Origin of the sequence: Streptomyces sp. Inha503, from assembly GCF_047215865.1 — a bacterium.
GTDB classification, from domain to species: domain Bacteria; phylum Actinomycetota; class Actinomycetes; order Streptomycetales; family Streptomycetaceae; genus Streptomyces; species Streptomyces lycopersici.
In genome coordinates, this window is sequence record NZ_CP178360.1 from 8,906,043 (window position 1) to 8,918,336 (window position 12,294).

9 protein-coding genes are annotated in these 12,294 nt (G+C 74.1%); 6 read left to right on the forward strand and 3 right to left on the reverse strand.

Features of this window, described 5'->3' with window-relative positions:
* Positions 1-274: 274 nt before the first annotated feature.
* Positions 275-691 carry an ATP-binding protein gene (locus ACJX2R_RS37750; RefSeq protein ID WP_413106037.1) on the forward strand — a complete coding sequence of 139 codons (417 nt, stop codon included), beginning with the start codon at positions 275-277 and terminating at the stop codon, positions 689-691.
* Between the two features lie 149 nt (positions 692-840).
* On the opposite strand, the gene ACJX2R_RS37755 is transcribed toward ACJX2R_RS37750, so the two are convergent.
* Entirely contained in the window at positions 841-2,001 is a 1,161-nt protein-coding gene (locus ACJX2R_RS37755; protein ID WP_413103728.1) for a DUF2637 domain-containing protein, read from the reverse strand.
* Positions 2,002-2,374: 373 nt separating this feature from the next.
* On the opposite strand from ACJX2R_RS37755, the gene ACJX2R_RS37760 reads away from it, so the two are divergent.
* Positions 2,375-3,037: a GntR family transcriptional regulator gene (locus ACJX2R_RS37760; protein WP_413106038.1), complete on the forward strand. Its 663-nt coding sequence runs from the start codon at positions 2,375-2,377 to the stop codon at positions 3,035-3,037.
* Positions 3,038-3,658: 621 nt separating this feature from the next.
* Here the strand turns inward: ACJX2R_RS37760 and ACJX2R_RS37765 are convergent.
* The gene (locus ACJX2R_RS37765; RefSeq protein WP_262699626.1) at positions 3,659-4,471 is read right to left on the reverse strand and encodes a hypothetical protein; all 813 of its coding nucleotides are present in this window, start codon (positions 4,469-4,471) and stop codon (positions 3,659-3,661) included.
* A 262-nt stretch (positions 4,472-4,733) separates the two neighbouring features.
* Positions 4,734-6,833, reverse strand: coding sequence for a PucR family transcriptional regulator (locus ACJX2R_RS37770; RefSeq protein WP_413103729.1), 2,100 nt, complete (start codon positions 6,831-6,833; stop codon positions 4,734-4,736).
* 283 nt (positions 6,834-7,116) lie between these two features.
* Between ACJX2R_RS37770 and ACJX2R_RS37775 the strand changes: the two genes are divergently transcribed.
* The 4 genes from ACJX2R_RS37775 to ACJX2R_RS37790 all read left to right on the forward strand — a co-directional run bounded on the left by ACJX2R_RS37775 (position 7,117) and on the right by ACJX2R_RS37790 (position 12,188).
* The gene (locus ACJX2R_RS37775; protein WP_413103730.1) at positions 7,117-8,016 is read left to right on the forward strand and encodes an FAD binding domain-containing protein; all 900 of its coding nucleotides are present in this window, start codon (positions 7,117-7,119) and stop codon (positions 8,014-8,016) included.
* Entirely contained in the window at positions 8,007-8,570 is a 564-nt protein-coding gene (locus ACJX2R_RS37780) for a (2Fe-2S)-binding protein (RefSeq protein WP_413103731.1), read from the forward strand. The genes ACJX2R_RS37775 and ACJX2R_RS37780 overlap by 10 nt, the downstream gene beginning before the upstream one ends.
* Positions 8,571-8,572: 2 nt before the next feature.
* A complete protein-coding gene (gene pucD / locus ACJX2R_RS37785) occupies positions 8,573-10,960 on the forward strand; it encodes a xanthine dehydrogenase subunit D (RefSeq protein WP_413103732.1) in 2,388 nt (795 codons plus the stop codon).
* Between the two features lie 76 nt (positions 10,961-11,036).
* Positions 11,037-12,188 carry an XdhC family protein gene (locus ACJX2R_RS37790; protein ID WP_262699438.1) on the forward strand — a complete coding sequence of 384 codons (1,152 nt, stop codon included), beginning with the start codon at positions 11,037-11,039 and terminating at the stop codon, positions 12,186-12,188.
* Positions 12,189-12,294: the final 106 nt, after the last annotated feature.

Below are 12,294 nucleotides of genomic sequence, written 5' to 3' on the forward strand. Positions count from 1 at the left end.
GGGATCACTCAGCGGATCACTCCCAGCATTTCCCTCGGTGTGTGGGAGGCAACACCCGGGCATGCATTTCCGTGAGCGTGTTCGACGACATTCGACGCTGGCCGCCGTCAGGGGGCGGCCGGGGCGGGGGAGGATGAAGCGTCAGCCTGTACGGCCGGGCCGGGGGCATGGGCAGGGTCGGCCGGATGCGGGGCCGAAGGCCGCGGAGGCCGTTCCGGTGGGTGTGCCGGAGGCCGCTCCGGAGGGTGTTCCGGTGGAGCGTGGTCCGGTTCCGGTGGAGCGTGGCCCGGTCCTGACCAAGCGATTGGCGCACGACGATCTCGCGGCGGTGGCGCGGGTCCGCGCGGAGCTGCGCGAGATGCTGTGGCACTGGGGCGGGCCCGGCCGGGCCGATCTCGCCGAGCTGCTCACCAGTGAGCTGGTGACCAACGCGCTGGTGCACACCGACCGTGGTGCGCAGGTCACGGCCTCGATGGGGGACGGGCCGGGCGCGCGCGTCACCGGGCGATTACGGGTGGAGGTGCGGGACTTCGTATCCCGGCACCCGACGCTGCGCGACCGGCCCGCCGAGGACAGCACATCCGGGCGCGGACTGCTGCTGGTGCATACGCTCGCGGACGCCTGGGGCGTGCGGGCGCACGGGGTGGGCAAGGTCCTGTGGTTCGAACTCGAAGCCGAGGGCGTTCCGTAGCCGCCACTCCGTGGACGTGTTGCACGTGTCGTGTGGCACGCGTGGCACGTGTGGCACGGAGGTGTGGCGCGTCGGCGCCCTGCGCGGTACGGGCCCGCGGGCGGCGGGCGGGGATCCGTACTCCGCCCTGGCCGCCGCCTCAGCCCCGCTCAGCCGAAGGCGCGCTCGATCTGCGCCAGCTTCTCCTCGAGGGAGTCCAGCCGCGGGATGGTGAGGGTGTCGTCCTCGGCCGTGAGGTCGATGGTGTGGGGACGGTCGGCCTCGGCGTCCTTGTCCTTCTCACCGAAGCCGAAGCTGAAATCCCGGTCGCGGTCCTTGTCCCGCTCATGGCCCAGGTCGCCGGTCGCGGACTCGGCGCCGCCCGCGGAGCGCAGGGCGGGCCGGGCGGAGGCGGCGGCCAGCTGGGCCTGCTCCGGGGCCCCGGCGGTCTCCAGCACCTGCTCGCCTATGGCAGGCTCCGAACTGAGCTGCGCGGGCGCCGGGGTGGCGGCGGTGACCTCCACCTGACGGCCGCCGCGGCGGCCCCACATCCGGTGCTGCCGGTTGATCGCCCGGATCCGGGCCCGGTCCAGCTTCTCCTGGTCGCGGCGGCGGGCGCGGTTGTGCTCCTTCTCGCGCCGGTCCTCGCGGACCTCCTCGACGGCCTCGTCCAGCGTCCGCACGCCCTCGAGCAGCATCAGCGACCAGGCGGCGAAGGTCTCGCGCGGAGCGCGCAGCCAGCGGACGACGCGGATCTGCGGCAGCGGCCGCGGCACCAGGCCCTGCTCGCGCAGCGCGGCCCGGCGGGTCTGCTTCAGGGCCCGGTCGAAGAGGACCGCCGCCGAGAGCGACATGCCCGCGAAGAACTGCGGGGCGCCCGCGTGGCCCATGCCGCGCGGCGCGTGCACCCAGTTGAACCAGGCCGCGGCGCCCGCGAACAGCCACACCAGCATGCGCGAGCCGAGCGCGGCGTCACCGTGGCTGGCCTCCCGCACCGCCAGCACCGAGCAGAACATCGCCGCGCCGTCGAGCCCGAACGGCACCAGGTACTCCCAGCCGTTGGTCAGCGCCAGGTTCTCCCGCCCGAAGCCCACCAGGCCCTGGAAGGAGAGCGCGGCGGCCACCCCGGCGCAGCAGAACAGCAGAATGTAGGCGGCCATCCCGTAGATGGCCTCCTTACGGCGCCGACGCTCCTCGCTGCGCTCCCAGGAGTCGGTGATGACGCTCTCGTCCTTCTTCCGTCGGCCGCGCGCGAGGACAACCGCCGCCCCCACGACGCCGGCGAGCGCCACGACGACTGGCAGAACCAGCGATATGTCGGTCAGTCTCATCCGGTGCCCCTTGATTGGCTTCATGAAGTTCTGGCCGCAGTACGGCCTACCGCGCGCGACATCCTGGCGGAGTCCTGCCGGGCCTCGAGCGGTTTTGGGACAAGAGGCCGCCAAGTGGGCGGGGGGACACGCGAATAGGTGCGATGCGATCCGAACACTCGCGCTGTGCAAGCGGCTTGATTCTATTCACGGAACCCGATCGCGGGTAATCCGACCGATCGGCTTGCCGATTGAGCTACGGTCCGTGTACGAGGCGCAACGTTACCGCGACCTTAAATGATGTTTACGGGCTTTGCCCGGGGGCGGCCTCCGCATATCGTTTCGATGGGATGTCAGGAGGACCGGAGTGGAGCAGTCCGAAGCACAGGCGGCGATGGAGCCGCTGCCCTCCTGCGGCGCGCCCGCGGCACGCAGGTCCCCGCGCCGGCACTCGGTGCGCGGCCAGATCCTGGACGCCCTGCGGGACGCGCTGGCCGGCGGTGAGCTGACCCCGGGCGAGGTGTACTCCGCGCCGGTGCTCGCCGAGCGCTTCGGCGTCTCTCCCACCCCCGTACGGGAGGCCATGCAGCAGCTCGCGGGCGAGGGCGCCGTCGAAGTGGTGCCCAACCGGGGCTTCCGGGTCGCCCGCCGCAGCGAGCGCGAGCTGGCCGAGCTCGCGGAGGTACGGGCGCTGCTGGAGGTCCCGGTGATGCTCAGCCTGGCGGAGGCGATCGCGCCCGAGCGCTGGGCGGGGCTGCGGCCCTTCGCCGAGGCGACGGCGGCGGCCGCCGTAAGGGGGGACCGGGCCGCCTATCTGGAGTCGGACCGCACCTTCCACCAGACGGTGCTCGGCTTGGCCGGAAACCAGCAGCTCGTGATCGTCGCCGATGATCTGCACCGCCGTGCCCAGTGGCCCCTGGCCTGCGGTCGCGTCACCCGCGTCGCCGACCTTGTCGCCGACGCGGAGGAGCATATGGCTCTCCTCGACGCCCTGGCCGCCCGCGACCTTGGCACGGTCGAATTCCTCACCAGGGCCCACTTCGCTCCGACGGTCTGAGCTGGGGCCTGGGGGTTGGGGGCTGGTAGGGGGCGTCCGGCGGGTCTTGGTGCCTGCGGTGGGCTGTTCCTCTCCCCGCTCCTTCCCGAAACTGGGGCTCTGCCCCAGGCCCCGGGGTGCGGGTGGAGCCTTCGTGCCCTGGGCGCGTTCCGGCGGGTCTTGGTGCCTGCGGTGGGCTGTTCCTCTCCCCGCTCCTTCCCGAAACTGGGGCTCTGCCCCAGGCCCCGGGGTGCGGGTGGAGCCTTCGTGCCCTGGGCGCGTTCCGGCGGGTCTTGGTGCCTGCGGTGGGCTGTTCCTCTCCCCGCTCCTTCCCGAAACTGGGGCTCCGCCCCAGGCCCCGGGGTGCGGGTGGAGCCTTCGTGCCCTGGGCGCGTTCCGGCGGGTCTTGGTGCCTGCGGTGGGCTGTTCCTCTCCCCGCTCCTTCCCGAAACTGGGGCTCTGCCCCAGGCCCCGGGGCCTGGGGCAGAGCCCCAGTCACGCCGGTTACCCCGTAGGGCCTGGGGCGGAGTCCCTGTCATGCCGGTCGCCCCGTAGGGGCTGGAGGCGTACGGGGCGTCCCGCGTCCCCGGGCGGGTTCGCCCCGGGGCGTGCTGTGTTTTTCCCGGGGCGAGCCGGGGCCGGTCAGTCGGCGGTCTCCTCGGGGGCCAGCTGTTCCGCGAGCCAGACGGGGACGCCGCCCAGGAGGCGGACCAGGCGGCCGGCCTCGGTGCGGAGGCGGGTGGCCTCCTCGGGGTCGGGTTCCACGTCGGCCAGGGCGGCCAGGGCCGGGGCGATGCCGACCAGGTAACCCAGCTCCTCACGGATCCGCAGCGACTCCGCGAAGCCGTGCCGTGCGTCGGGCAGATCGCCGTCCGCCTCCGCCATGGCGGCCAGATGGCGCCAGGTGAACGAGCGCAGCAAGGTGTCGCCGTGGGCCGCCGCGCCCGCGTGGGCGCGCTGGAAGGCGGCCAGCGCACCGGTCGGGTTGTGGGCGAGGTGCTGGGAGATCAGCCCGCGCCGGAAGTCCAGCAGCGGCCGGATCGGGGAGCCCGGTGAGAGCAGCGCGGCGGCGCGGCCGAGTGCGGTCCGCGCCTCGTCGGCCCGGTCCCGCACCCCGAGCAGCGTGGACGCGTACGCCAGATAGCCCCGCTCGCACGCGGTCGCGCCGCGCTCGGTGTCGGTGAGCGCCAGCGCCTCCGCCGCCCGCAGGGCGTCCTCGGCCGCGTCCCAGCCGGTGGAGGTGTACATGCACCGTTCGGTCAGGACGACGCTGCGCTTGAGCGCGGCCGAGGCGTCGTCCGCCGCCCGTGGGGCGAGCAGCTCGGCGGCGTCCTTCCAGCAGCCGCGCGAGCGCAGCCGCCATACCGCCGTGTCGAGTGGGTCGTCCACAAGCGGGTCGAGCCCGCGCCCCGTTCTTACCTCGGAATGGGAACCTGACGATCCAGGTGGTGACATGGCGGTGTCCGCCACATTGCCCTCCCCAAGCGCGCCATCGAGCCGGAAGCCGTGGGCGAATCTCAGCACGAATGCGCGCGCCCGGCCAAGAGGTTGGTGTGAATGAATTCACAAACCCCTGGCAAGGGTGATGTCGCGGTGGGGCACGGAGGTGCGCTCCGGGCGCTGCCGCGGGCGCCTCAACAGGCACATCCGCGGGCGCCTTCGCAGGCGCCTCCGTAGGCACATCAGCGGGCGCCTTCCCAGGCGCTTCCGCGCCGCGTCAGCTCATGCGCAGCGCGAGGAAGAAGTCCAGCTTGTCCTCCAGGCGCGACAGCTCGCGCCCGGTCAGCTGCTCGATCCTGCCGATCCGATAGCGCAGCGTGTTGACGTGCAGGTGGAGCCGGGCGGCGCAGCGCGTCCAGGAGCCGTCGCAGTCCAGGAACGCCTCCAGGGTCGGGATCAGCTCGGCCCGGTGGCGGCGGTCGTACTCGCGCAGCGGATCCAGCAGCCGGGCGGTGAAGGCGCGCCGCACATCGTCCGGGACGAAGGGGAGCAGCAGTACGTGCGAGGCCAGCTCCTGGTGCCCGGCCGCGCACACCCGCCCGGGGCGCGCGGCGGCCACGCGCCGGGCGTGCCGGGCCTCCTCCAGGGCGCCGCGCAGCCCGTCGGCGGAGTGCACGGCGGCGCTGACGCCGAGGGTCAGCCGGCCGTCGCCGTCCAGGCCCCGGGATAGCGGCTCCCGGACGGCGGCCAGCAGCGCGTCGGCCTGCACCTCCGCCGTCTCCGGGTGGTCCGTGGCGCCGTCCGACGGGCCGTTGGAGAGCGCCGGGAGGGGTACGAGCGCCACCGCCTCGTCGCCGGTGTGCGCCACGGCGATCCGGTCCGAGGGCTCCGGCCCGGTCGCGTACGGGTCGACCAGGATCTCCTCCAGCAGCGACTGGGCCACCTGGCCGCCGGGGATGCCACCGGGGACGCCCCCGGTGGCATGCGAGGAGCCGTCCCGCGTGCCCCGGCCCCGCACCGCACCTTCCCGCCCGTCTCGGTCCCGCCCGTCCCGGCCACGTCCGTCCCGGTCCCGCTCTTCCCGCCCCCGCGCACTCCCGTCCCATGAGGCGCCGTCTCGCGTGGCACCCTCGCGCGCCCCGCCATCCGCGCCCTTCCGCGCGCCCCCCAGCTGCGCCCCGGCGTCCCCGCCGCCCCGCGTCCCGCCGTCCGTGCCCTTCCGCGCGCCGCCCAGCTGCGCCCCGCCGCCCCGCGCCCCGGCGTCTCCGCCGCCCCGCGCCCCGGCGTCCCCGCCGCCCCGCGCCCCGCCGTATGCGCCCTTCCCCGAACCGTCCAGCCGCGTCCCGCCGTCCGTGCCGTACTCCCGCTCCGCCGTGACGCCCCACTCCACCCGGGCGACCACCACCTGCCAGTGCGGCGCCGTGCCGAGGCCCGGCAGCAGTACCGGGGCGGCGACCCGTAGCCGGGCCGCGATCTCGGCGGGCGGCGCGCCCGACTGGACCAGCTCCAGCACCTCCTGGGCGAGCCTGCGCCGCACCGTGCGGGAGGCGTTCCGCCGGTCGCGCTCGACCGCGATCAGCTGGGTGACCCCGTAGAGCAGATCCAGCCGCTCCTCCGGCCATTCGTCGGCGTCCGCGCCGACCGCCAGGACCCAGTCGGACAGCACGGTCTCGCGCACGTCGTCGCCGGGGTCACCGCTGCGGATGGGGAAGAGGGAGTACGTCATGCCGTCCGCGGCGGTCAGCCGGTGCGGGTCGCGCCGCCCGTCGCGGCGGGCGGCCAGTTGCTCGCCCGCCAGTTGGGCGCGGACCGCCGCGGGCGGCTCCGCGGCCGCCCCGGTGGCGGTCGGGCCCGCGATCAGGCGGCCGGTGGGCGAGAGCACCCACGCGGTCAGGTCCAGGTCGGAACGGAGCAGGTCCAGGACGACCTCGGGGCCGCCGCCCGCGGGTCCGGACGTCATCATCCGGCGGTGCCGGTCGACGACCGCGGCCAGATCCCCGGCCCGTTCACCGGAGACCTGGCGCACCACATGTTCGGTGATCGTGGCGAACGCGACGTCCTCGACCACGGAGAACAGCGGCAGCCGATGGCGGCCACAGGCCAGCACCAGATCCTCGGGCACGGCGCCCAGCTCCGCCTCGCCCGCCGCGAGACCCGCCACCCCGGCCGCCGCGAGGATGCGGACGAACCGTTCGGAGTCCTCCGGCTCACGCCGCCAGGCGAGCCCGGTCAGCACCAGCTCGCCACCGGCGAGATAGCGGCTGGGGTCGCGCAGATCGGTGGTCATCACGCCGCGCACGGTGCGGTCCAGCTCGTCCTCGCCGCCGAGCAGACGCAGCCCCAGGGTGTCGTTCTCCAGCAGTGCGCGCAGCCGCATGTGATGCCAGCCGATCTTGTTCCGTGTTGCCGGTCGAATACCGCGAGGTTTCCGGTCCCCGCCGTTCGTTCGAATCTACAAGACCTGCCCGCTGGCCAGCCAATTGCTTCATGTCTTTGGTGACTGCACCATGTGGCCCACACCTCGGTCTACTGGCGTTGAGCCGTGTGCAGAGTTCTTGGAGGACCCCCCCCGCACGCGGGGAGCCGCGTATGGGCGGCCATGTGCGGCGGGGAGCCCCCTCCCCACGACGCCGACGCCGACGATTCGAGAAGAGAGACCCATGGACTTCCTGCGCCCCGCCGGCTGGGAGGAGGCGCTCGCCGCGAAGGCCGAGCACCCCACCGCCGTGCCCATCGCGGGCGGCACCGATGTGATGGTCGAGATCAACTTCGATCACCGGCGGCCCGAGTATCTGCTCGATCTGACCCGCGTCGCCGAACTGGCCGAATGGGAGGCCACCGACGGCACGGTCCGGCTGGGCGCGGGCGTCCCGTACACCCGGATCATCGAGGAGCTCCGGACCGAGCTGCCGGGCCTCGCGCTCGCCGCGCATACCGTCGGCTCACCGCAGATCCGCAACCGCGGTACCGTCGGCGGCAACCTCGGCGCCGCCTCGCCCGCCGGGGACGCCCATCCCGCGCTGCTGGCGGCAGGGGCCGAGGTGGAGGTGGCGTCGGTGCGCGGCACCCGGCGGATCCCGGTCGAGGAGTTCTTCACCGGGGTCAAGCGCCACGCCCTGGAGCCCGACGAGCTGATCCGGGCGGTGCACATCCGGCGAGCGGACGGTCCGCAGCAGTTCTCCAAGGTCGGCACGCGCAACGCCATGGTGATCGCGGTCTGCGCCTTCGCCGTCGCGCTCCATCCGAGCACCCGCACCGTGCGCACCGGCATCGGATCGGCCGCGCCCACGCCCGTACGGGCCCGGGAGGCCGAGGAGTTCCTGGGTGCGGCGCTGGACGAGGGCGGCTTCTGGGACAGCGGCGCGCCCCTCGACCCGTCGGCCGTCCGGCGCTTCGCCGAGCTGTGCGCCGGGGCCTGCCGTCCGATCGACGACGTACGCGGCACCGCCGCCTACCGCCGCCACGCGGTGGGGGTCATGGCGCGCCGCACGCTCGGCTGGACCTGGGAGGCGTATCGCGAGGGACGCGAGGGAGAGGGGAGGGCCGCACAGTGCGCGTGAACATGAGGGTCAACGGACGGCCGTACGAGGCCGATGACGTCTGGGAGGGCGAGTCCCTGCTGTACGTGCTGCGCGAGCGGCTGGGGCTCCCCGGTTCGAAGAACGCCTGTGAGCAGGGCGAATGCGGTTCCTGCACGGTCCGTCTGGACGGGGTGCCGGTATGCGCCTGCCTGGTGGCGGCGGGGCAGGCCGAGGGGTGCGACGTGGTCACCGTCGAGGGGCTCGCGGACCACGCCCGGCAGCGGTCCGGGCAGGCCGCCGAGGCGGGCCGGCCGGACGAGCCCGAGCCATCCCGCCCCGAGCCGTCCCGCCCCGGGCATGCCGCCCCGCTGGCCCCGGTCCAGCAGGCGTTCATCGACGCGGGCGCCGTCCAGTGCGGCTTCTGCACCCCCGGGCTGCTGGTGGCCGCCGATGAGCTGCTGGAGCGCAATCCCGACCCCTCCGACGCCGACATCCGCGAGGCGCTCTCCGGTAACCTCTGCCGCTGCACCGGCTACGAGAAGATCCTCGACGCGGTCCGGCTCGCGGCCGCCCGCACCGGGGAGGCGGTCTGACCATGGCAGCCGACCGCGCCCCCACGACCCCCGCCCAGGCCACCGGCGCGACCCGGGGGACGGTCGGCGAGTCCACCCCGCGCCCGGACGGCACCCTCAAGGTGACCGGTGAGTTCGCGTACTCCTCGGACCTGTGGCACGAGGACATGCTGTGGGGCTTCACCCTCCGCAGCCCCCACGCCCACGCCGCGATCCGGTCCATCGACACCACCGGGGCGCTCGCCCTGCCCGGGGTGTACGCCGTCATGACACATGACGACCTGCCCGCCGCGACCCACTACGGCCTGGAGATCCACGACCAGCCCGTGCTCGCCGAGGACCGGGTCCGCTTCCACGGCGAGCCCGTCGCGATCGTCGCCGCCGACCACCCCGAGACCGCGCGCCGCGCCGCCGCCCGGATCGTGGTGGAGTACGAGGAGCTGCCGCTGGTCGTGGACGAGGCCACCGCCACCGCACCGGACGCCCCGCTGCTCCACCCGGGCCGCCGGGACCACCACGCCTCCCACGTCCCGCATCCGAACATCGTGCATCGCCAGCCCGTCCGGCGCGGTGATGTCGCCGCCGCCCGGGCTCGCGCCGATGTGGTGGTCCGCCGTACGTACGAGGTGGGCATGCAGGACCAGGCGTTCCTCGGCCCGGAGTCGGGGCTCGCGGTGCCCGCCGAGGACGGCGGGGTGGACCTCTACATCGCCACCCAGTGGCTGCACGTGGACCGCGACCAGCTCGCCCCCGTCCTCGGGCTGCCCGCCGACAAGGTGCGGCTGACGCTCTCCGGCGTCGGCGGGGCGTTCGGCGCGCGCGAGGACCTGTCCATGCAGGCCCACGCCTGTCTGCTGGCGCTGCGCACCGGACGGCCCGTGAAGATCGTCTACAACCGGTACGAGTCCTTCTTCGGCCATGTCCACCGCCACCCCGCCAAGCTCACCTACGAACACGGCGCGACCCGCGACGGCACGCTGCTCTACGTCCAGTGCCGCATCGTCCTGGACGGCGGCGCGTACGCCTCCTCCTCCCCGGCGGTGGTCGGCAACGCCGCCTCCCTGTCCATCGGCCCCTACGTCGTCGAAAACGTGGACGTCGAGGCCACCGCGCTCTACTCCAACAACCCGCCCTGCGGTGCGATGCGCGGCTTCGGCGCCGTCCAGGCGTGCTTCGCCTACGAGGCGCAGATGGACGCGGTGGCGGCCGAACTCGGCCTGGACCCGGTGGAGTTCCGGCGGCGCAACGCCATGTCGCAGGGCGCCACCATGCCCACCGGGCAGCTGGTCGACTCCCCGGCCCCGGTCGCCGAGCTGCTGCGCCGCGTCAAGGCGCTGCCGATGCCGCCCGAGCGCGCCTGGGAGGCGGCGGGCGGCCCGGTGGACGTACGGGCCCTGCCGGGCGGGCTGTCCAACACCACCCACGGCGAGTCCGTGGTGCGCGGGGTGGGCTATGCGGTCGGCATCAAGAACGTCGGCTTCTCCGAGGGCTTCGACGACTACTCCACGGCCCGGATCCGGCTGGAAGTGATCGGTGGCGAGCCGGTCGCCCTGGTGCACACCGCGATGGCCGAGGTCGGCCAGGGCGGGGTCACCGTGCACACCCAGATCGCCCGCACCGAGCTGGGCGTCGACCGGGTCACCCTCCATCCGGCCGACACCCGGGTCGGCTCGGCGGGCTCCACCTCCGCCTCCCGCCAGACGTATATGACGGGCGGCGCGGTCAAGCACGCCTGCGAGGCGGTCCGGGCGGAGGTGCTGCGGCGCGGCCGTGAGCGGTTCGGCGCCTCCCACCCCGGGTGGGCGGAGCCCGAACGGCTGCGGCTGGCGGACGGCAAGGTGGTCACCGACGACGGCGAGGTGATCGGCGACCTCGCCGGGGTCCTCGGCGACGAGGCGATCGACCTGGAGCGGGAGTTCCGGCACCGGCCGACCGAGCCGTTCGATCTCCGCACCGGACAGGGCTTCGGCCATGTGCAGTACTCCTTCTGCGCCCACCGCGCGGTCGTCGAGGTCGACACCGAGTTGGGCCTGGTCAAGGTGGTCGAGCTGGCGGCCGCGCAGGACGTGGGCAAGGCGATCAATCCGCTGTCGGTGGTCGGGCAGATCCACGGCGGTTCGACGCAGGGGCTCGGGCTCGCCGTGATGGAGGAGATCGTCGTCTCGCGGGACGGGGCGCGGGTGCGCAATCCGTCGTTCACCGACTATCTGATCCCCACCATCCTGGACACCCCGGCCATGCCGGTGGAGGTGCTGGAGCTGGCCGACGACCACGCCCCGTACGGGCTGCGCGGCGTCGGCGAGGCGCCCACGCTCTCCTCCACCCCGGCCGTGGTCGCCGCCATCCGCGCCGCCACGGGCCTGCCCCTGAGGCGGGTGCCCGTCCGCCCGGAACATCTGACCGGCGGCTGAGGGCAGATTTCGCGGCCCCGGCGCGTTGACGCGAATATAGGCGGCCTGCACATGGCCGCCCGAGGAGCTGATCACCATGCTGGACATCGCCGCCGAGCTGCGCCGCTGGTGCGCGGAGGGCCGGGACTTCGCCGTCGCCACCGTGGTCTCCGTGGGCGGCAGCGCACCCCGCCTGCCCGGCGCCGCCCTCGCCGTGGACGCGGAGGGCACGGCGGTCGGCAGTGTGTCCGGCGGCTGTGTCGAGGGCGCGGTGTACGAGCTGTGCCAGGAGGCGCTGCGCACCGGCGAGAGCGTGCGGGAGACCTTCGGCTACTCCGACGAGGACGCCTTCGCGGTGGGCCTGACCTGCGGCGGGGTCATAGATGTCCTGGTCAGCCCGGTTCCCGCGGCCGACCGCGAGCTGCGCCCGGTGTTCGCCGAGGCCGCGTCCGCCGCCGCCGAGGGCCGGACGACCGCGCTGGCCCGGATCGTGGACGGCCCGCCCGAGCTGCTGGGCCGCGCACTGCTCGTCCGCGCGGACGGCGGCTGGGACGGCACCCTGGGCGGCCACCCCGAGCTGGACCGTACGGCCGCCGCGGAGGCCCGTGCCCTGCTGGACGCCGGGCGCACCGCGACCGTGGAGATCGGCGCCGAGGGAAGCCGCTGCGGGCGGCCCGTCACGCTGCTCGCCGAGTCCAGCGTGCCGCCGCCGCGCATGATCGTCTTCGGGGCGGTGGACTTCGCCGGCGCGCTGGTGCGGATCGGGAAGTTCCTGAACTACCACGTCACGGTCTGCGACGCCCGTCCGGTCTTCGCGACCGAGCTGCGCTTCCCGGACGCGGACGAGGTGGTCGTCGACTGGCCGCACCGCTATCTCGACCGGACCGAGGTGGACGGCCGCACGGTGCTGTGCGTGCTCACCCACGACCCGAAGTTCGACGTCCCGCTGCTGGAACGGGCGCTGCGGCTGCCCGTGGCATACGTCGGCGCGATGGGCTCCGCCCGCACCCACCGGGACCGGCTGCGGCGGCTGCGCGAGGCCGGGGTGGGCGAGCCGGAGCTGGCCCGGCTGCGCTCCCCGATCGGGCTGGACCTCGGCGCCCGTACGCCCGAGGAGACCGCGCTGTCCATCGCGGGCGAGATCGTCGCGAACCGGCGGGGCGGCAGCGGAACGCCGCTGACGGGTGCCCGGACCCCGATCCACCACGACACCCGGGTGCCCTCGGACCGGATCGGCTCGGTCGCCTGACTCGGTCGCCTGAAACGCCGTCGAAGGCGGCCGCCCGACCCTTCGCAGACCTGATATCGCATCAGATCACAGAAGGATCGTCTGACATAAGGCCACTCCTGAGCGG

What these genes read in the sequence shown, in the direction of transcription:
- ACJX2R_RS37755 (WP_413103728.1), bottom strand. Translation starts at nt 2,001, where the DNA reads ATGAGACTGACCGACATATCGCTGGTTCTGCCAGTCGTCGTGGCGCTC.
- ACJX2R_RS37760 (WP_413106038.1), top strand. Translation starts at nt 2,375, where the DNA reads ATGGAGCCGCTGCCCTCCTGCGGCGCGCCCGCGGCACGCAGGTCCCCG.
- ACJX2R_RS37765 (WP_262699626.1), bottom strand. Translation starts at nt 4,471, where the DNA reads ATGTCACCACCTGGATCGTCAGGTTCCCATTCCGAGGTAAGAACGGGG.
- ACJX2R_RS37770 (WP_413103729.1), bottom strand. Translation starts at nt 6,833, where the DNA reads ATGCGGCTGCGCGCACTGCTGGAGAACGACACCCTGGGGCTGCGTCTG.
- ACJX2R_RS37775 (WP_413103730.1), top strand. Translation starts at nt 7,117, where the DNA reads ATGGACTTCCTGCGCCCCGCCGGCTGGGAGGAGGCGCTCGCCGCGAAG.
- pucD (WP_413103732.1), top strand. Translation starts at nt 8,573, where the DNA reads ATGGCAGCCGACCGCGCCCCCACGACCCCCGCCCAGGCCACCGGCGCG.
- ACJX2R_RS37790 (WP_262699438.1), top strand. Translation starts at nt 11,037, where the DNA reads ATGCTGGACATCGCCGCCGAGCTGCGCCGCTGGTGCGCGGAGGGCCGG.